The organism is Rhizobium sp. BK181 (genome assembly GCF_014193305.1).
Lineage (GTDB): Bacteria > Pseudomonadota > Alphaproteobacteria > Rhizobiales > Rhizobiaceae > Rhizobium.
On record NZ_JACHZA010000001.1, the window covers coordinates 579,414 to 597,766 of the forward strand.

Genomic DNA, 18,353 nt, shown 5'->3' on the forward strand with positions numbered 1-18,353 from the left:
GTCGCCAAAGTGTGACATTTTTGCAAATTCGATGGCTAAGCGCTTATTTTCGCTTCATCGCCTCGGCCAGCGCGGCGCCGAAAGCTCCCTGGCTCTCTGGCTTTGAGGGAGCCGCGCGCCGGTCGTTCTGGCCGCGGACAGGCTGACCGCGTGACTCGCCACGAGGGGCCGGGGCCTGCGAACCGTCATCCTTTCGCATCGACAGGCCAATGCGCTTGCGCTTGGCATCGACCTCGACGACGCGAACCTTCACCACGTCGCCCGCCTTCACGACTTCATGAGGATCTTTGACGAAGCGATCGGCAAGCTGCGAGACATGCACCAAGCCATCCTGATGGACGCCGATATCGACGAAGGCGCCAAAGGCCGCGACGTTGGTGACCGTGCCTTCCAGCATCATCCCCGGTACCAGGTCGGAAATCTCATGGACGCCTTCTGCGAAGGTCGCGGTTTTGAAGCTCGGGCGTGGGTCGCGGCCGGGCTTTTCCAGTTCGGCCAGAATGTCCTTCACTGTCGGCAGGCCGAACTTGTCGTCGATGAACTGGCGCGGGTCAACAGCCTTCAGGACGGCGCTGTCGCCCATCAGCGAACGCAAGTCACGGCCGCAAGCGGCGACAATCTTCTTCGCGACGCCATAGGCTTCCGGGTGGACCGAGGAGGCATCAAGCGGCTCCTTGCCATCGCGAATGCGCAGGAAGCCAGCGCATTGTTCGAAGGTGCGCTGGCCAAGACGGGCGACCTTCAGCAGGTCACGGCGGCTCTCGAAGCGGCCTTCGCTGTCACGGTGTTTGACGATCGCCTCGGCGATCGAGGCGCCCAGGCCGGAGACGCGCGACAGCAGCGGCGCGGACGCGGTGTTGAGATCCACACCAACGGCATTCACCGCGTCTTCGACAACGGCGTCGAGCGAGCGCGACAGTTTCTGCTGATCGACGTCGTGCTGATACTGACCGACACCGATCGACTTCGGTTCGATCTTGACGAGCTCGGCCAGCGGATCCTGCAAACGACGGGCGATGGAGACGGCACCGCGCAACGACACGTCGAGGTTCGGGAACTCAAGCGCCGCTGTTTCGGATGCGGAATAAACCGAAGCGCCGGCTTCCGAGACGATCACCTTGGTCGGCTTCGGTGCGGGCAGATCGGAGAGCATGTCGGCGACGAGCTTTTCCGTCTCGCGGCTGCCGGTACCGTTGCCGATCGAGATCAGTTCGACATTGTGCTTGCGGATCAGCGAGGCCAGCTCGAGCTGCGCGCCGCGTACGTCGTTTCTCGGCTGGAACGGATAGACGGTCGAAGTGGCGACGACCTTGCCTGTTGCGTCGGTGACGGCAACCTTGACGCCTGTTCGGATACCCGGATCAAGCCCCATGGTCGGGCGCGAACCGGCAGGTGCCGCCAGCAGCAGGTCCTTGAGATTGCGGGCGAAGACGTGGATCGCCTCTTCCTCGGCGCGCTCGCGAAGCTCGCGCATCAGATCGAGCGACAGCGACATGGAGAGCTTAACGCGCCAGGTCCAGCTCGCGACCTCCATCAGCCAACGGTCGCCGGGGCGGCTGTTGCCGATCTCGTAGGCGGCGGCGATCATGCGCTCGACCGGCTTGTTCGGCGAGGCGGTTTCGGCGTCGGCTTCGATCGTCAGCGTCAACACTTCCTCGTTCCAGCCGCGCAGCATGGCAAGAGCGCGATGGCCGGGCGCGGTCGCCCAGCGCTCTGAATGATCGAAATAGTCGGAGAACTTTTCGCCTGCGGCCTGCTTGCCATCGACGAGCTTCGCCTTCAGTAGCGCGGCCGCGCGCATGTGGGCGCGCAGCTTGCCAAGCAGGTCGGCGTTTTCCGAAATACCTTCGGCGACGATGTCTCGCGCGCCTTCGAGCGCCGTCTTCACGTCAGGCACATCGGCGCTGACAAAGCCTTCCGCCAGCGTCGCCGGCTCCTTCGAGCGATCGGCGAGGATGGCTTCGGCCAACGGACCAAGACCACGCTCGCGGGCGATTTCGGCGCGGGTGCGACGCTTCGGCTTGTAGGGGAGATAGAGATCCTCAAGCTCGGCCTTGGTGCCGGCCTTGGCGATCTTCGCCATCAGCTCGTCGGTCATCTTGCCCTGGCCGTTGATGGACTCGACGATCGTGTCGCGCCGGGCTTCCAGCTCGCGCAGATAGACCAGTCGCTCCGCCAGATTACGCAGCTGGGTATCGTCCAGCCCACCCGTCACTTCCTTGCGGTAACGGGCGATGAAGGGCACGGTCGCCCCCTCGTCCAGCAGCTCGATCGCAGCCTTGGCCTGATCCGGCCGGGCGTTGATTTCGGAAGAGATGACAGCGGCGAGCGAACGAAGATCAGCGGCCATGGGAGTTCCTGCGTTTCACAAAAGTCGCGGGACAATAGCGACGGAAAACGGCAAGGCAATGCCCGACGTTGCTATCCACAGCAACATAGCACGGATGGCGGCCGTTTTTGCGGTTGTGCAGATGCGCCATTCTTTGCTAGCAGAGGCGACCGTTTTTAGCCCTGCCTTTGTGGCGCCTTCCCTGGGGAAGGCAAGGAAAGTGACATGCCAGATCTGCTCCTAGAACTCCGCTCCGAAGAGATCCCGGCCCGCCTGCAGCGCAAGGCTGCCGGCGACTTGAAGAAGCTCGTCACCGATGCGCTTGTCGAGGCAGGACTTTCCTACGAGGGTGCGCGCGAATACTGGACGCCGCGCCGGCTGACGCTCGACATCCGCGGTCTGACGGCGCGCTCCGCCGACGTGCGCGAAGAGAAGAAGGGCCCCCGCACCGACGCCAACGAAAAGGCGATCGAAGGCTTCCTGCGCGGCGCCGGCCTGTCTTCCGTTTCCGAGGCGCAGATCCAGAGCGACCCGAAGAAGGGCGATTTCTACATCGCTATCATCTCCAAGCCGGGTCGCGCCGCCGAAGAGATCATCAGCGATGTCATGCCGGGCATCATCCGCGATTTCCCCTGGCCGAAGCCGATGCGCTGGGGCGCGGCTTCCGCTCAGCCGGGCTCGCTGCGCTGGGTCCGGCCGTTGCAATCGATCGTCTGCACGTTCGGCACTGAACACGAAGAAACTGTCGTCATTCCGTTCTCGATCGACGGCATCGTCGCCTCCAACGTGACTTACGGCCATCGTTTCCATGCGCCCGGCGCCATCACCGTCAAGCGTTTCGGCGATTACATCGCGAACCTCGAAAAGGCCAAGGTGATCCTCGATGGCGAACGCCGCAAGGACATCATCCTCCACGATGCCCGTGACGTCGCTTTTGCGAACGGCCTGGAGCTGGTCGAGGACGAAGGGCTGCTCGAAGAGGTGTCAGGCCTCGTCGAATGGCCCCAGGTGCTGATGGGCAGCTTCGAGGAAGACTACCTCTCGATTCCGGCGGAGATCATCCGCCTGACGATCAAGACGAACCAGAAGTGTTTCGTGACCCGGCCGGTTGGCGGCGACGCACTGTCGAACAAGTTCATCCTCGTCTCGAACATCGAGGCCAGCGACGGCGGCAAGGAAATCATCCACGGCAACGGCAAGGTCGTGCGCGCGCGCCTGTCCGACGCGTTGCACTTCTGGAAGCGCGACCAGGGCGATCTTCCAGACCTCGAAACGCTCGAGGCTTCAGCAAAGAAATTCGGTCTCGACCTCAAGAAGCCGCTCGACCAGCGCATGGCGAAGCTCGATGCGCTCGGTGTGACCTTCCATGCCAAGCTCGGCACGCAGGGCGAGCGGGTGGAGCGCATCCGCGCCATGGCCGCAAAGGTCGCATTCCCTCTCGGCGCCGATTACAAGCTGGTCGACAGGGCCGTCGTGCTTGCCAAGGCCGACCTGCGCACCGAGGCTGTCGGCGAGTTTCCGGAACTGCAGGGTGTCATGGGGCGCAAATATGCCGCTCTTCAGGGCGAGGATGCAGTTGTCGCGACTGCGATCGAGGAGCATTACAAGCCGCAGGGACCATCCGACCAGTTGCCGCAGGACAAGGTTGCGATCACCGTGGCGCTTGCCGACAAGCTCGACACGCTAATCGGCTTCTGGGCTGTAGACGAGAAGCCGACCGGCTCGAAGGACCCGTTTGCGCTGCGTCGTGCCGCCCTTGGCGTCATCCGCATCCTGCTGGAGCGCCGCGTGCGCCTGACGCTGTTGCCGCGCATCACGAGCCACATGGGCCGCATCGATACGGATATCGGCAAGGCCGTTGACGACAACGACCTGTCGCGCCAATTCGACCTTCTCTCCTTCTTCCACGATCGCCTGAAGGTCTACCTCCGCGATCAGGGCGCACGCTACGATCTTATCGATTCCGTCCTGACCCCTGAAACGGACGACCTGCTGATGGTGGCTCGCCGCGTCGAAGCGCTGACGGCTTTCATCACCTCGGAGGACGGCAAGAACCTGTTGGTTGGCACCAAGCGCGCCACACAGATCCTCGCTGCTGAAGAAAAGAAAGGCACGGTCGTCGCTGACGGTGTTTCGGAAAATCTGTTCCGACTCGACGCCGAGAAGGAACTGTTCGCGGCAATCACCAAGGCTTCCGCCGAGGCATCCGCTGCCGTAGAGAAGGAAGACTTCCGCTCGGCCATGGAGGCGCTCTCGAAGCTTCGCGCGCCGGTCGACAGCTTCTTCAACGACGTGCTTGTCAACGACGAAGACGCCGCCATTCGCGCCAATCGTCTTGCCCTGCTGCGCCTGATCCGTGAAGCAACCGGGACTGTTGCCGACTTCTCGAAGATCTCCGGCTAAGCCCCAGGCATCCGCGCGTCAGATTTGACATGCGGATGGCGCCCTAACCTCCGGCGTCATCTGCAGAATTTCGCCTATTCAGATTTTGATTCAAGGACAGAATTCCGCTGGCATCAGTTCGCGACACCGAGCGTGACGGCAGCCAGAACCGCGTAGCGGGTGGTCTTCGCGATGGTCACAAGTAGCAGGAACATCGGGAACGGTTCGCGCAGGACGCCGGCCACAATGGTGATGGGATCGCCGATAACGGGCACCCAGCTCAGTAACAGCGACCATTTGCCATAGCGGCGATACCAGCGCTGCGCCTTGTCGAGCGCAGGCTGGCGGATGGGAAACCAGCGTTTGTCGCGGAACCGCTCGATTCCGAGCCCGAGCAGCCAGTTGATGGTCGACCCAAGGACGTTGCCTATCGTTGCCGCCAAAATCAGCGCGAAGACCGGATGCTGGTTTGCCAGGATGAGCGCGATAAGGCCGGCTTCCGATTGCATCGGGAAAATCGTCGCTGCCGCGAAGGCCATCAGGAAAAGGCCGATATAGACCGCAAGATCGGTCATGAATTATTGGCGCCAATGTATCGCCGCACCCTATTCCCCTTCATCGCGCCAGATAGCGGGCTGGAACTATCACGTCCTTGGGGCTATGCCAAAGCCATGAACAAGATTCTCGTCAGCGCCTGTCTCATGGGACATGCCGTCCGCTATGACGGCCAGTCGAAGCCGCTCGTCCATCCGGCGATCGCGCGCTGGATCGAGGAAGGTCGGCTGGTGACCATCTGTCCCGAGATGTCCGCCGGAATGCCGGTGCCGCGTCCACCGGCCGAAATCGAGGGCGGCGCCACCGGTGAGGATGTGCTTGATGGCACCGCCCGCGTCGTCGAGATCACCGGCGGCGACGTGACCGAAGAGTTCAAGCAGGCGGCCGAGAATGCGCTTGACCTCGCCACCGAGGCCGGCTGCCGCTATGCGTTGCTGATCGATGGGAGCCCCTCATGCGGCTCGGGTTTTGTCTATGACGGCACGTTCTCCGGAAACAAGCACACGGGGAACGGCGTGACAGCGGCTCTTCTGAGGAGGGCCGGCATTGCCGTCTACTCCGACCGCGATATCGAGGTCCTGGTCACACGGCTCGATGCCGACGAGGCCAACAGCGCCACCTGAAACATACCTAGCGACCTCCACGTAAAAACGGCCGCCGGATCGCTCCGACGGCCGCTCATTTGTTTTGCTGCCTACGCTCAGGCGGCGCGGCGAACCTGCGCGCTGTAGTCTTGGCTGTTGCCGACGCGGAAACCGCGGATGAGGTTGAGAAGCTCGTCGGTGTCGGTTGCCAGCGACTCGGCCGACGCAGTGGTTTCCTCCGCCATTGCGGCGTTCTGCTGGGTCGCGGCGTCGAGCTGGTTCATCGAGGACGAGATCGAGCGCAGCGTCGTGTCCTGCTCGGAGGCGCTGTGGGCGATCTTGGCAACGATCTCGTTGGCGGCCTTGATCTGGTCGGAAATGCGCTTCAGCGCCTCGCCGGCTTCGCCGACCAGGCGAACGCCCTGATCGACCTGACCTGACGAGCGGGCGATCTGATCCTTGATCTCCTTGGCGGCGGCGGCCGAACGCTGCGCGAGTTCGCGGACTTCCTGAGCAACGACCGCGAAGCCCTTGCCGGATTCGCCAGCGCGGGCGGCTTCGACGCCGGCGTTCAGCGCCAGCAGGTTGGTCTGGAAGGCGATGTCGTCGATGACGCCGATAATCTTGCCGATCTCGGCCGACGACTTCTCGATACCGCTCATTGCTTCGATCGCTTCGGAGACAACCGCATCGCTGCGGCTCGCCTCGCCGCTCACGGCCTCGACGCGCTTGCTGGCTTCATGGGCGCCTTCGGCGGTCTGACGAACGGCAACGGTCAGCTCGTCGAGGGCTGCCGAGGTTTCCTCGAGGCTCGCGGCCTGACGCTCGGTGCGCTGCGACAGATCGTTGGAGGCGCGACGGATCTCTTCCTTGCTGACGGCAATGTCGCCGCCCTTGGCGCTGACCTTGGCCATCGCCGCTTCGAGGTGCGATAGCGCGTCGTTGAAGTTGTCGCGGAGGGCTGCGTACTTCTGACCGAGATCGGCGCAACGCACCGTGAGGTCGCCGCGTGCGATCTGCTCCAATGCCTGGCCGATGGTCGAGACGACGTGGTTCTGGGCGACCGTTTCCTCGCGCTGCAGGCGCTGGCTGTTTTCGCGTTCGCCGTCGAGGGCCATCTGCTGGGCAGCCTCGCGCTCGGACATAGCGTGACGCTCCTTGACCTTCTGCTGCAGCGACTGCGTCGCCTTTGCCATCATGCCGACTTCGTTGTTCATGTCGGCATGCGGGATTGCGAGCGCGACGTTCTCGTCGGCAACCGCTTCCAGCGCCTGGTGCACATCCTGCAGCGGCTTGGAGATGCCGCGAATGAAATAGAAGGCGGCAGCGATACCGGCGACCGCGATGATCGCGCAGGCAATGAGCGCCTTCCAGATCGCCTCATTGATCTGCGCCTGCAGGTCGTCGAGGTAGACGCCGCTGGACACGACCAGCTGCCAAGGCTCGAAGGCGGCCGAGTAGGAGCCCTTCTCGAACAGCTCGTCGTCAGGCTGGCCGGGTTTGCTCCAGTAGTAGATGGTACGACCGCCGCCGGCCCGTCCCTTGGCGACCATGTCCTTGCTGAAATAAGTGCCGTTCTGGTCCACCTGCCCGCCCATGTTCTTGCCGATATTATCGGGCTTCGGGTGGAAGCGCTGGACGACATCGTAGTCGTAGCCGAAGAGGTAGCCCGCCGGTTCGAACTTGACCTTGGAGAGAACCTTGAATGCTTCGGCCTGCGCGGCCTCATGCGTCATCTCGCCTGACTTTTCACGCTGGTAGTAGGAGTCGAGAATGGAGATCCCGGACTGAACCTGCGCACGCAGAAGGTCGAAGCGGTCGTCGTAGATCGCCTGCGAGGTCGTTTTGATCTGGAAATAAGTGGCGATGGCGAAGGCTGCCATGAGCACGCCCACAAGGGCGAACAGTTGATGAGCAATCTTAAGCTTTTTCATGAATGTCTCGCGAAAACGGTGGGTTCGGCAATTCCGGATCGGTGAACTCCCGACCTCTGCGCTGACCCGCGCTTGGCGACGACAACATGCGTCTTCCGGCCTGGTCGTTAGAATTAGAGTGAAGGAATTAACAATTGCCAAGTGATGAACGCCTGCAGGATTATCAAATGTAATCAGTGCATTCTTGCAGTCCGCGGAGAGCTTGATTCATCCGTGCGCCCGAAAGTTGAAGTGCTTTCGCAAGGCTCGCCGCACGGTTTTCCGAGGCCGATGGTTGAGCTATATTTCTGACATGGCTGAGCCTTCGTATGCCTTCGGTGAATTCGTTCTCGATCCCGGCCGCGGCCTGCTGCGGAACGGGCGGGTGGTCCCGCTTGGCCAACGCGGCATTGCCCTTCTTGAAGCGTTACTTAAAGGCCGCGGCGGCGTTGTTTCCAAGGATGCGTTGATGGAGCGCGTCTGGCCCGGAATTGCCGTCGAGGAGAGCAACCTGACCGTCCAGGTCGCCGCGCTGCGCAAGGCGCTTGGGCCGGCGCCCGATGGGCAGGAATGGATCGCGACGGTGCCGCGCACCGGCTACCGCTTCATGCCGACAACCGTGGAGGCGAAAGCGGCTGCGACCCAGGAGCTGCGGCCGGCACTCGCAGTCCTGCCCTTCAGCAATCTCAGTGGCGATCCGAGGCAGGATTATTTTGCCGACGGGATCGTCGACGAAATCATAGCGGCCTTGAGCCGGTTCCGAAGCTTTGCCGTGATCGCCCGGGACTGTTCCTTTGCCTATAGGGGAATGGATGTGCGAAAGATTGCCGCCGAACTCGGCGTCCGCTACGTGCTTGAGGGGAGCATCCGCCAGTCGGGCAATCGGCTCCGTATCGTGGCAGAACTCGTCGAAGGTCAAGGCGGAACACATATGTGGGCGCAGACCTTCGATGGCACCCTGGACGAGATATTCGATTTTCAGGACCGCATCACCGAACGCGTCGCGACGCTGATCGAACCGCTGATTCAGACGGCCGAGATCGAGCGATCACGGCGCGAACGGCCGGGAAGCGTCGCCACCTACGACATCTACCTGCAGGCACTGGCGAAGATCTCGACGGAAATTGAAAGCGACAACGCGGCCGCCTATGCCCTTCTCATGCAGGGGCTCGCAGTCGAGCCGGACAACGCGCAGCTGCTTTCCCATGCTGCATGGGCACTCGAGCATCGCTACACGATGGGCTGGCCGGCGCTCACCGACGACGATGTGCGTGCATGTGCCGCGCTGGCCCGGAAGGCGCTGGAGCATGGCGCGGGTGACGCCATGGTCATGGCCCATTGCGGCGTCGCCTTGATGCAGACGGTGAAGGACTACGATTGGGGGCTCGCGGTTTTGCAGGCGGCCGCCGAATCCAATCCCAACAATCCGATGGCGGTTGTCAGGGCGGGCGTCGGGCATCTTCATTGCGGCGACATCAGCGATGCGCTCAGCCACTTCCACAGGGCCAATCGGCTAACGCCCGGCGATCGGGGCGCACATTTCTCGCTTTGCGGTATCGCGCATGCCTATGTCGTCCTTGGAGAGTACGATCAGGCCGTCGCGTGGGCGTCGAGGGCGCTTGCCAGCAATCCGAATTTCGAAGCTACCTTATGGGTCCTCATTGCAGCGAGCGCGCATCTCGGGCGCATGGAGGAAGCCCATCGTCATCTTGCAGCGTTGAGACGACTGACGCCTGACATCACGATCGAGCGCATCCGCGCCGGCCAGGCCAGCAAATATCCGGATCGCATCGCCGGCGTCCTCGACGGGTTGCGATTGGCGGGCGTTTCGGAGCGATAGATTCGGATCGTTTCGGAACTTTTCCGCTTGCGGTTCAGGACCGGAACACCGCAACCAGCAGAGACTGCTTCCACAGCAAAACCACAAGTGGGAGACGGCAATGATTACGACACTGACCATCCTTTCCCTCGATCAGGGACGCATCTATTCCCCTCAGCCGGAACCCAGTGCCGACTTGGCCCCTGACGAAAGCGAAGCAGGACTGGCGGCCGTCAGGCACGGCACCAAACAGCATCTGCGCTGGTTGAATGCTTCGACCGGATGGCAGGCGCTTGCACGTCTGCTTGTCCCGACCTTCGGAAGCACCCCGTTCGGCAAGGCGCCCTAGAAACGAAAAATGCGCCCCTGCTTCTCTCAGGGACGCATTTTATCCACCGCGGGGGTGGACCCCGGTCGACCGAAACCTTGGTCAGGCTGGGGCAGGGAACTGGAAATCAGGGCCGAAGCTCGAACTTAGAAACGTCGAGCGGCGTCATTTGTTCCTTCGGCGCAGCTCCCAGGCCCGCCGCGATCGGCTGGACGTCGCCACCGATAACCGCCGCCGTCGTCGAGGCACGGTCAATGTTGTCGGCCGGCTGCTTGGCGGCTGTCATGGACTCGGTTGGGGCCTTGGTTACGAAAACGACCGGCGACCCACCCATCCAGCCTTCGGTGCGATAAAGCTTCTTCTGGCCATCGACATCGCGAATTTCCGAGGATTGCAGCGAGCCGGGCGCGAGCGTTGGGACGGTGTAGTCCTTCTTGCGTTCGACGGTTTCAAGCGGCGGGCAGGTTTGGCAGCTTTCCTGGCTGATGCTCCCGCCATCGGTATGCGCGTCCTTGCCGACCACCTCGATCGAGGAGGCACAGGCAGAGCCTGCCGCAAACACAGCTATCGCACCCAAGAGAACCTGACGCATGGAACACTCCGTCTCACGTTGAGAGGAGATTAGCGCGGCTTTGTTTCCATCACGTCAGGGGAAAGGGTAAAAATTTAGAGAACTGACCCGATTTCGGGTTTGCTCACGCCTTTTCGCGCTCGACCGCGCGCCAGCCGATGTCACGGCGGCAGAAGCCGTTGTCCCAGTCGACCCTGTCGAGCAGCGTGTAGGCGCGAACCTGCGCCTCGCCAACGGTCTTGCCTGTCGCGGTAACGTTCAGGACACGGCCGCCGGTTGCGACCAGTGCTCCGTCCTTCAGGGCTGTGCCGGCATGAAACACCTTGGCGCCCTCGCCCGCATCCGGGATATGAGCGATCGGGGTGTTCTTGTCATAGGAGCCAGGATAGCCCTTCGATGCCATGACGACCGTGAGGGCCGGATCATCCGTCCATTCGGCGGACACCTGATCGAGCGTGCCGGTGGCGGTAGCATGGAGGAGCGGCAGAAGATCGCTCTTCAGGCGCATCATCAGCACCTGGCATTCGGGATCGCCGAAGCGGACATTGTATTCGATAAGCTCGGGGCCCTTGGCGGTGATCATCAGACCGGCGAAGAAGACGCCGGAAAAGGGATAGCCGCTCTCGGCCATGCCGCGCATGGTCGGCTCGATGATTTCCTTCATCGTGCGCTCGACCATCTCTTTGGTCATGACAGACGCCGGCGAATAGGCGCCCATGCCGCCGGTATTCGGACCAGTATCGCCCTCACCCACCCGCTTGTGATCCTGGGCCGTTGCGAGCGGCAGGACATGCTTGCCGTCGCAGAGGCAGAAGAAGCTCGCTTCCTCGCCGTCGAGATAGGCTTCGATGACAACCTCGGCACCAGCCGCACCGAAGGCACCCTCGAAGCAATCGTCAACGGCGGCAAGCGCTTCGTCGACGGTCATGGCGACGGTCACGCCCTTTCCGGCAGCAAGACCATCAGCCTTGACGACGATCGGGGCGCCTTGCTGGCGGATATAGGCCTTGGCCTTCGGAGCGTTGTTGAAGCGCTGATAGGCGCCGGTCGGGATGTCGTAGCGGGCGCAGATATCCTTGGTGAAGCCCTTCGAGCCCTCGAGTTGGGCTGCTGCTGCCGACGGGCCGAAGACCGCAAAGCCTTCTGCGCGCAGCTTGTCGGCAATGCCGGCGACGAGCGGCGCTTCCGGGCCGACGACGACGAAGTCGATCGCCTTGTCCTTGCAGAAGGCGATGACGGCATCATGGTCGTCGACATTGAGGGCAATCAGGGTCGCATGCTCGGCTATGCCGGGATTGCCGGGCGCGGCGTAGAATTCCCTCATGAGAGGCGATTGCGCCAGCTTCCAGGCCAATGCGTGTTCGCGTCCGCCCGATCCGATCAACAGAACCTTCATGCCCGTCCCTTTCACGTTTCCGTCTGGCGGTTAAGGGGAGAGCGCCGAAAGGTCAAGCGAGAATGCTTGCCCGGGTCAAGCAGGAATGCTTACCGCTGGGCAAGCCGGATCGCTTCGCGGGGTCCTACCAGCCGCCACCGCCGCCACCGCCACCGCCGCCACCAGAGAAGCCGCCCGAGGAACCGCCACCGGAAAAGCCGGAGGACGAACTGGACGGCGGCGCCGGAATGGTGGACGCGATGGTTGAGGCCATCGACGAGGAGAAGCCGCCGATACGATCGGAAAAGTTGCCACTGCCGAAATTGCCGGAATACCAGGATGGGGCGTAAGCGGCCGCGGCGCCTGCCGCTGCTGCGGCAAGCCATGTCTCGAAGGTGCGCGACCAGGGCTTTTCAACGCCGAGCGCCACGGCGTAGGGCAAGAGCTTCTCGAAGTGCTGAGGCGACATCTGAGGCGCCCCTGCCATGTTCATGCGGTCCTTCTCGGCCAGCGTCATGTACTGGCGTAGACCGTCGATGCCGTCCATCAGCTTGGCACCGAGCGGGGTCGGCGCTCCCATGATGAAGACGTAGAGCAGGTTCAGGAGAATGATGCCGCCAATGGCAAAGAGCATCGGCGTTTCGTGGAGTTCGACCAGCGAGGAGAACAGCGCCAGTGCCAGTGACGACACGATGCTGAAGCCGATGAAGACGGCAAAGGCGATCGCGATCACGGACATGATCTTGGCGCCAAGCGATCTGCCCGGACGGAGTGACTTGGCGAAACCGGCAACGAAAACCGAGAGGAAGACGACAACGACGATCGGAATGATCATCAAGGCGATCGTATCGGGCTCCAGCGTTCCGAAGACGAAAAGGGCCACCAGTGACGCGGCGCTGAGCGCGATGCCGCCCGTCGTGTAACCGGTATTCGCGTTGTAGTACTTGCCGCGGTGCTCGCGCTCGATGGCGGCGCGGAAGCTGTCGCCCACCGATTTCACCTTCGTTCCGTTAGCCTCGTCGATCGCCAGCGAGCCCTTGGTTCCCACTGCGTTGAGCAGGCTGGCTTCTCCGGCTTCCAGCCTTTCTTTGCCAACCGGCTTGTCGGTGCGACGAATGATGATCGAATTCTTGAGGTCGTCCAGCACGACATAGCCGCGCACCGCCAGATTGAGGGCAGTGGCCGACAGCGCCGTCCAGCCCTGCCCGGAGAAGCCACGATTGTCGATATAGTTCACCAGTGCCGGCGATATGCCGTCGGGCGGATCCCAGCGCGGCACCAGCACGCCGCGCGCCGGGTCACGGCCGACCTTCAGCCAGGAGCGCGTGTAGTAGAGGAAGACAAGAATGAGCCCGCCGAATCCCAGGAAGTAGTCGCGGTTGTCGCTCAGCCACCAGCGACGTTCATCGTCGGCACTCGGCGGATTGATCGAGCCCTTCGGCATCTTGACGGCGATCGTCAGTCCTTCGCCCGCATTGAGCGGCTGGGTCGTCGAAAACAGCAGTCGCGCCCCGCCGCCGGACACCTTCGCGTTCCTGTCGGTCGCGCCTTGGGGCCCTGTGAAGAAAGCCGTGTCGGTCGCATTGACACCGCCAGGCAGATTTACCGCGGCCGTCGCCGTCAGGATTGGGAAGATCCAGCCGTTGCCGGTGACATTCCAATAGAGTTCATCGTGATCGTCGAAATAGCGGATCTGGCGATTGGTGCGGTAGGTGAAGACGTAGTCGTGGCGGCCGTAGCTCACGGTGACGTCTTCCGAGCCGGCATAGATGCGGATACCGCCGCTGATGGACTCGGTATGCCATGGCTCGTCGCGGCCATCGCGCTTCACCGATATGACGTCGAAATCGACGCGGCGGAGACGGCCTTCCGCATCCTGATAGGTCAACGGAAAATCGCGGAAGATGCCGCGCCGGATACGATTGCCTTCGGCATTGACGGAGATCGTCTCCGTCACCGTCATCGCACCGCTCTTCTCAAGCGCTATGTCAGAGGTGAAGGCGTTGATCACCTCCGCAGCGATGGCGCCACGCCCCGCAAGCATCAGAAACAGAACGAAGCAAAGGCCGGAAAGCCGTCGGATCATCATACCCCTCGCCCGCGGCGCCCGGCCGCTTCAGATAATCTCAGCCTTCGTCGGCATAGGTCACGCCAAGCCCTGATAGCGTCCGCCAATAGGCCGGGAAGGTCTTGCCGACGCAGTCCGGATCGAGGATCGTGATGCCCGCGATCTTCAGGCCGGCGAGCGCAAAGCTCATGGCAATGCGGTGGTCGGCGAAGGTGTCGATGTTGGCAGGCAGGCGTTGTCCAACCAGCGATGGATCGGACTGGACAACCAGATCGTCGCCTTCCTCGGCCGCGATCCCCTGGCGGATGTTGTTGAGCCCGGTCGAGACGGCGCGGATACGATCGCATTCCTTGACGCGCAGATTGGCGATGCCGACGAAGCGGACCGGCGTCTCATTGAAAGCCGCAAGAACTGCCAAGGTCGGAACCGCATCCTGCATCTGCGAACCGTCGATAACAGCTGGAAGATGCGGGAACTGGGCGATCAGATCATAGGCCTTCGCGTCCGGCTGCGTGAACGCGCCATTCGCGACACCGAGGTCGATCTTGCCCGATGTCAGCACTTCGGCCGCCCAGAGGTAGGTCGCGGCAGAGGCGTCGGGCTCGACCACGAAATCTGCTGCCGTGTAGCCGGTCGGCTCGACGCGCCAGGTCACCGCGCTCGTCTTCTCGACCTTGGCGCCGAAGGCGCGCATCGCCGCTGTGGTCAGATCGATGTAGCCGAGCGCGCCGATGTCCTCACCTAGCAGTTCGATCGTCACCGCCTTGTCGCCGCCAGCAGCCATCATCAGCAGCGCCGAGACATATTGGCTCGACAGGCCGCCATCGATTTGGATGCGGCTCGCCTCAAAACGGCCAGTGCCCTTGACGGTGACCGGCGGGCAGCCGGTTTCGGTCGACGCGTCGATGCCGAGCGAACGCAGTGCATCGACCAGCGGACCGATCGGGCGCTTGCGCATGTGCTGGTCACCGTCGACGACGACGGTGCCATCCACCAGGGCGGCAGCGGCCGTGAGGAAGCGCGTCGCCGTTCCGGCGTTGCCGAGGAAAAGCGGCACCTGCGGCGGCAGCAGCTTGCCGCTGCCCGTGACGACAAAGCTCGTGTCATCCGGCTCTTCGATGATGACGCCCATGGCGCGGAGAGCGTCGGCCATATAGCGCGTGTCGTCGCTCTTCAAAGCGCCGGTCAGGCGGCTCCTGCCCTTGGCGAGACCTGCCAGGAGCAGCGCGCGGTTGGTGATCGATTTCGAGCCGGGCGGGACGGCGCGACCTGTCAGCGGCTTGTCCGGCGGGATGATGGTGAGCTTGTCTTTACTCATTGCCTGTCTTTTCCGTCTTTGCGCGAGGGCCACATCAGGCCACGATCATGCCCTGCTCATAGCAGTTTTTACGCAAAGGCAAATGGCGGATATCAGAACTTTACCGTCGGAACGGCGCGATCCGCTTCGTTGGTGATCTCGAAATAGTCCCGCTTCTGGAAGCCGAACTGGCCAGCGACAAGGTTGGAGGGGAAGCTTTCGACCTTGACGTTCAGATCACGGGCGGCGCCATTGTAGTAACGGCGGGCCATCTGGATTTCGCTTTCCATCGTCTCCAGCGAGGTCTGCAACTCGCGGAAATTTTCGTTCGCCTTCAGGTCGGGATAGGCTTCGGCCAGGGCTAGCACACGGCCGAGCGCCTGGCCGAGCAGACCTTCCGCCTGGGCCCGGCCGGCGACGTCGCCCGCCGGAACCGATTGCGCCTTATTGCGGAGGGCAACGACCTCTTCGAGTGTCGTCTTCTCGTGGGCGGCATAGCCCTTGACCGTCTCGATCAGGTTGGGGATCAGGTCGGCGCGGCGCTTCAGCTGCACATCGATGCCGGACCAGGCTTCCTCGGCCATCTGCCGCGCGCGAACAAGGCCGTTGTAGACAAAGACGGCATAGAGCGCGACCAGGACAATAAGGCCAAGAATTACATACATTCGCGAATCCCCCGCAACGACCGAAAGTATGCCCGGAGACTATGCGGGTTACCGCAGATTGTCATCCCGCATTCCGGCCCTCTTTCGGGGCAATCACTGGACGGGGGGTAGTGAAAAATCACGATACCGTCGCACCGGCCGAAGCCCTATTTTCACTCTGCACGTTGAACTGGCGTGCATACGCAAACTGCGACAAGGATCATTCAGACCATGAGCGCGTTTATTTTCCTGCTCAACATACTGGCCATCGCAATGTACTTTTTCGTCCAGAGCAAGGCTCGTCCGGTGGAACGCCGCGTCGAGATCAGAAGCGACGAGCGCCGCTGACTGCCGCTCTTCAAGCGGCGGTTTTCGCCAAGTTCACTCCACCCGCATCCGTCTGCAGGAAGGCCTCACCGCAGGCCTTCGCCAGCGTCCGCACACGCAGGATATAGCTCTGACGTTCGGTAACCGAGATGACGCCGCGCGCATCCAGCAGATTGAAAACATGTGACGCCTTGATGCACTGATCGTAAGCCGGGAAGACGCACTTGTGCAGCTTCTGATTATCGCTGTCGCCAGGCGCGCCGGCGGCGAGAAGCGCCTGGCATTCCTTTTCGGCATCGATGAAGTGGCGATGCAGCATTTCCGTATTGGCGTATTCGAAATTGTGGCGTGAATATTCCTGTTCGGCCTGCAGGAAGACATCGCCGTAGCTGATCTTCTCGTCGCCTTCGCGGCCGTTGAAGTTCAGGTCGTACACGTTGTCGACGCCCTGCACATACATCGCCAGACGCTCGAGACCATAGGTCAACTCGCCCGCGACGGGCGAGCATTCGATACCGCAGACCTGCTGGAAATAAGTAAACTGCGACACTTCCATGCCGTCGCACCAGCACTCCCAGCCGAGACCCCAGGCGCCGAGCGTCGGGCTTTCCCAGTCGTCTTCGACGAAACGGATGTCATGCAGCAGCGGATCGAGGCCGATGGCGGCGAGCGAGCCGAGATAGAGTTCCTGCAGGTTCGGTGGGTTTGGCTTCAGCAGGACCTGATACTGGTAATAGTGCTGCAGGCGGTTCGGGTTCTCGCCATAACGGCCGTCCGAGGGACGGCGCGACGGCTGCACATAAGCAGCCTTCCATGGCTTCGGGCCGAGCGCACGAAGCGTCGTTGCCGGATGGAACGTGCCGGCGCCAACCTCCATGTCGTAAGGCTGCAGCACCGCACAACCCTTGTCCGCCCAATAGTTATGGAGCGTAAGGATCAGCGCCTGGAACGAGCGCTTCGGGTTCATATGGTCGGGGATTGCTGCAGACATGGAACGGCTTCCGAATTCGTACAAAAGTGCGCGGACAGGTGCCACGCCCGGCCAGACGGGTCAAGGCTTTTGCGGCCCTACTCGTCCTCGTCCTTTTTCAGGTGGTATTCGCCGGTAACCGGATCCTTGACCAGCGTACCGATGGCGCCGGTCTGGCGCTCCTTCTCCTCCCGACGGGATCGTGCGGCCAGCCGTTGCGCGTCGGCGACGAAGCGGCGATAGAGAAGCCAGGCGCCGACCAGCAGAACGACGATGATTATCAGTTGCGGCATGATGCCAGCCTTCGCTCCCTCAGAGCCCGTAGCGGCTCCACAATGCTTTCTCCTCGGCGGCGTCGACCAGCCCGGTTGCGAGACCGGCGCCTGCGCCTTCCAGGTTGGCTGACGATATACCCGGAATGCGCCTTCCGAAAAGACCGCGCGCTGGCATCACCAGTTCGAGCTTGGTTTTCGCCCCATAGCGACGCTTCAATTCCTGACGCATGTCGCCCAGTCCGTCGATAAGGCCGAGTTCGAGGCCGCGAGTGCCGGTCCAGAAAAGGCCAGAAAAGACCACATCGTCGTTCTTCAACTTACCAGCACGCCGTTCGCGAACCATGGAGATGAAGACCTGATGAATCTCCAGCTGAAGGGTCTTCAGGTATTCAATGTCCTTTTCCTTCTCTGGTTGGAACGGATCGAGGATCACCTTGTTTTCGCCGGCCGTATAGACGCGGCGCTCTACGCCGATCTTCTTTAGCAGCTCCGGAAAGCCGAAGCCGCCGGAGACGACGCCGATCGAGCCGACGATGGAGGTGGGGTCCGCAATGATCTCGTCGCCGGCAAGAGCGATCATGTAGCCGCCGGATGCGGCAACATCCTCGACGAAGACAAGAACCTTCTTCTGCTTTTCACGCGCAAGGTCGCGGATGCGGCTGAAGACGAGGCGCGACTGAACAGGAGAGCCGCCGGGGGAATTGAGCGAGATGGCAACCGCCGGCGCATCCTTGAAGCTGAAGGCCTTTTCGAGGACCTGCGCGGCGGAGGCCAGATTGAGCGTCGGCCGGAATTGGCTTCCACCGCTCATGATCGGGCCGTGAAGCCGGACGACGGGGATTACCACGCCGTCCCTACGGAAACGCTTCGGCAGCAACCTCTTCAAAAATCCGGCCATTTTCCATCCTTTGCGACA

At 62.2% G+C, this 18,353-nt stretch carries 15 protein-coding genes; 4 read left to right on the plus strand and 11 right to left on the minus strand.

Features of this window, described 5'->3' with window-relative positions; translation table 11 throughout:
• Positions 1–43: 43 nt before the first annotated feature.
• On the minus strand, positions 44–2,350 hold the full coding sequence (locus FHT77_RS02885) for a Tex family protein (protein WP_183752330.1): 2,307 nt from the start codon (positions 2,348–2,350) through the stop codon (positions 44–46).
• Between the two features lie 204 nt (positions 2,351–2,554).
• On the opposite strand from FHT77_RS02885, the gene glyS reads away from it, so the two are divergent.
• A complete protein-coding gene (gene glyS / locus FHT77_RS02890; RefSeq protein ID WP_183752332.1) occupies positions 2,555–4,732 on the plus strand; it encodes a glycine--tRNA ligase subunit beta in 2,178 nt (725 codons plus the stop codon).
• Between the two features lie 113 nt (positions 4,733–4,845).
• Here glyS and FHT77_RS02895 read toward each other — a convergent pair whose 3' ends face one another.
• Entirely contained in the window at positions 4,846–5,286 is a 441-nt protein-coding gene (locus tag FHT77_RS02895; RefSeq protein ID WP_183752334.1) for a YqaA family protein, read from the minus strand.
• 96 nt (positions 5,287–5,382) lie between these two features.
• Between FHT77_RS02895 and FHT77_RS02900 the strand changes: the two genes are divergently transcribed.
• Complete coding sequence (locus FHT77_RS02900) at positions 5,383–5,889, plus strand: DUF523 domain-containing protein (protein ID WP_183752335.1); 507 nt, start codon at positions 5,383–5,385, stop codon at positions 5,887–5,889.
• A 77-nt stretch (positions 5,890–5,966) separates the two neighbouring features.
• Here the strand turns inward: FHT77_RS02900 and FHT77_RS02905 are convergent, their stop codons facing one another.
• Positions 5,967–7,784, minus strand: coding sequence for a methyl-accepting chemotaxis protein (locus tag FHT77_RS02905; RefSeq protein WP_183752337.1), 1,818 nt, complete (start codon positions 7,782–7,784; stop codon positions 5,967–5,969).
• A gap of 292 nt (positions 7,785–8,076) precedes the next feature.
• Here FHT77_RS02905 and FHT77_RS02910 point away from each other — a divergent pair, with 292 nt between their 5' ends.
• Positions 8,077–9,603, plus strand: a complete 1,527-nt coding sequence (locus FHT77_RS02910; protein ID WP_183752339.1) for a winged helix-turn-helix domain-containing protein — start codon at positions 8,077–8,079, stop codon at positions 9,601–9,603.
• 100 nt (positions 9,604–9,703) lie between these two features.
• On the plus strand, positions 9,704–9,931 hold the full coding sequence (locus FHT77_RS02915) for a hypothetical protein (RefSeq protein WP_183752341.1): 228 nt from the start codon (positions 9,704–9,706) through the stop codon (positions 9,929–9,931).
• A gap of 106 nt (positions 9,932–10,037) precedes the next feature.
• On the opposite strand, the gene FHT77_RS02920 is transcribed toward FHT77_RS02915, so the two are convergent.
• From FHT77_RS02920 to FHT77_RS02955, 8 genes are all read right to left on the minus strand, one after another.
• Positions 10,038–10,502: a plant virulence effector HPE1-like domain-containing protein gene (locus FHT77_RS02920; protein ID WP_183752343.1), complete on the minus strand. Its 465-nt coding sequence runs from the start codon at positions 10,500–10,502 to the stop codon at positions 10,038–10,040.
• A gap of 103 nt (positions 10,503–10,605) precedes the next feature.
• Positions 10,606–11,877: a phosphoribosylamine--glycine ligase gene (purD, locus tag FHT77_RS02925; RefSeq protein ID WP_183752345.1), complete on the minus strand. Its 1,272-nt coding sequence runs from the start codon at positions 11,875–11,877 to the stop codon at positions 10,606–10,608.
• A gap of 124 nt (positions 11,878–12,001) precedes the next feature.
• On the minus strand, positions 12,002–13,942 hold the full coding sequence (locus tag FHT77_RS02930; protein ID WP_183753857.1) for a DUF2207 domain-containing protein: 1,941 nt from the start codon (positions 13,940–13,942) through the stop codon (positions 12,002–12,004).
• A gap of 40 nt (positions 13,943–13,982) precedes the next feature.
• Complete coding sequence (gene aroA / locus FHT77_RS02935) at positions 13,983–15,242, minus strand: 3-phosphoshikimate 1-carboxyvinyltransferase (protein WP_183752347.1); 1,260 nt, start codon at positions 15,240–15,242, stop codon at positions 13,983–13,985.
• A 92-nt stretch (positions 15,243–15,334) separates the two neighbouring features.
• The gene (locus FHT77_RS02940; protein WP_183752349.1) at positions 15,335–15,886 is read right to left on the minus strand and encodes a LemA family protein; all 552 of its coding nucleotides are present in this window, start codon (positions 15,884–15,886) and stop codon (positions 15,335–15,337) included.
• Positions 15,887–16,223: 337 nt separating this feature from the next.
• On the minus strand, positions 16,224–17,183 hold the full coding sequence (locus FHT77_RS02945) for a glycine--tRNA ligase subunit alpha (RefSeq protein WP_183752351.1): 960 nt from the start codon (positions 17,181–17,183) through the stop codon (positions 16,224–16,226).
• 77 nt (positions 17,184–17,260) lie between these two features.
• On the minus strand, positions 17,261–17,455 hold the full coding sequence (locus FHT77_RS02950; RefSeq protein WP_016552949.1) for a hypothetical protein: 195 nt from the start codon (positions 17,453–17,455) through the stop codon (positions 17,261–17,263).
• Between the two features lie 19 nt (positions 17,456–17,474).
• Complete coding sequence (locus FHT77_RS02955) at positions 17,475–18,335, minus strand: S49 family peptidase (protein WP_183752353.1); 861 nt, start codon at positions 18,333–18,335, stop codon at positions 17,475–17,477.
• Positions 18,336–18,353: the final 18 nt, after the last annotated feature.

Excerpts from the sequence above, each read along its gene's own strand:
- FHT77_RS02945 (WP_183752351.1), bottom strand. The coding sequence starts at position 17,183 with ATGTCTGCAGCAATCCCCGACCATATGAACCCGAAGCGCTCGTTCCAG.
- FHT77_RS02885 (WP_183752330.1), bottom strand. The coding sequence starts at position 2,350 with ATGGCCGCTGATCTTCGTTCGCTCGCCGCTGTCATCTCTTCCGAAATC.
- FHT77_RS02900 (WP_183752335.1), top strand. The coding sequence starts at position 5,383 with ATGAACAAGATTCTCGTCAGCGCCTGTCTCATGGGACATGCCGTCCGC.
- FHT77_RS02910 (WP_183752339.1), top strand. The coding sequence starts at position 8,077 with ATGGCTGAGCCTTCGTATGCCTTCGGTGAATTCGTTCTCGATCCCGGC.
- FHT77_RS02940 (WP_183752349.1), bottom strand. The coding sequence starts at position 15,886 with ATGTATGTAATTCTTGGCCTTATTGTCCTGGTCGCGCTCTATGCCGTC.
- purD (WP_183752345.1), bottom strand. The coding sequence starts at position 11,877 with ATGAAGGTTCTGTTGATCGGATCGGGCGGACGCGAACACGCATTGGCC.
- FHT77_RS02915 (WP_183752341.1), top strand. The coding sequence starts at position 9,704 with ATGATTACGACACTGACCATCCTTTCCCTCGATCAGGGACGCATCTAT.
- FHT77_RS02920 (WP_183752343.1), bottom strand. The coding sequence starts at position 10,502 with ATGCGTCAGGTTCTCTTGGGTGCGATAGCTGTGTTTGCGGCAGGCTCT.
- FHT77_RS02955 (WP_183752353.1), bottom strand. The coding sequence starts at position 18,335 with ATGGCCGGATTTTTGAAGAGGTTGCTGCCGAAGCGTTTCCGTAGGGAC.
- glyS (WP_183752332.1), top strand. The coding sequence starts at position 2,555 with ATGCCAGATCTGCTCCTAGAACTCCGCTCCGAAGAGATCCCGGCCCGC.
- FHT77_RS02895 (WP_183752334.1), bottom strand. The coding sequence starts at position 5,286 with ATGACCGATCTTGCGGTCTATATCGGCCTTTTCCTGATGGCCTTCGCG.
- aroA (WP_183752347.1), bottom strand. The coding sequence starts at position 15,242 with ATGAGTAAAGACAAGCTCACCATCATCCCGCCGGACAAGCCGCTGACA.
- FHT77_RS02950 (WP_016552949.1), bottom strand. The coding sequence starts at position 17,455 with ATGCCGCAACTGATAATCATCGTCGTTCTGCTGGTCGGCGCCTGGCTT.
- FHT77_RS02905 (WP_183752337.1), bottom strand. The coding sequence starts at position 7,784 with ATGAAAAAGCTTAAGATTGCTCATCAACTGTTCGCCCTTGTGGGCGTG.
- FHT77_RS02930 (WP_183753857.1), bottom strand. The coding sequence starts at position 13,942 with ATGATCCGACGGCTTTCCGGCCTTTGCTTCGTTCTGTTTCTGATGCTT.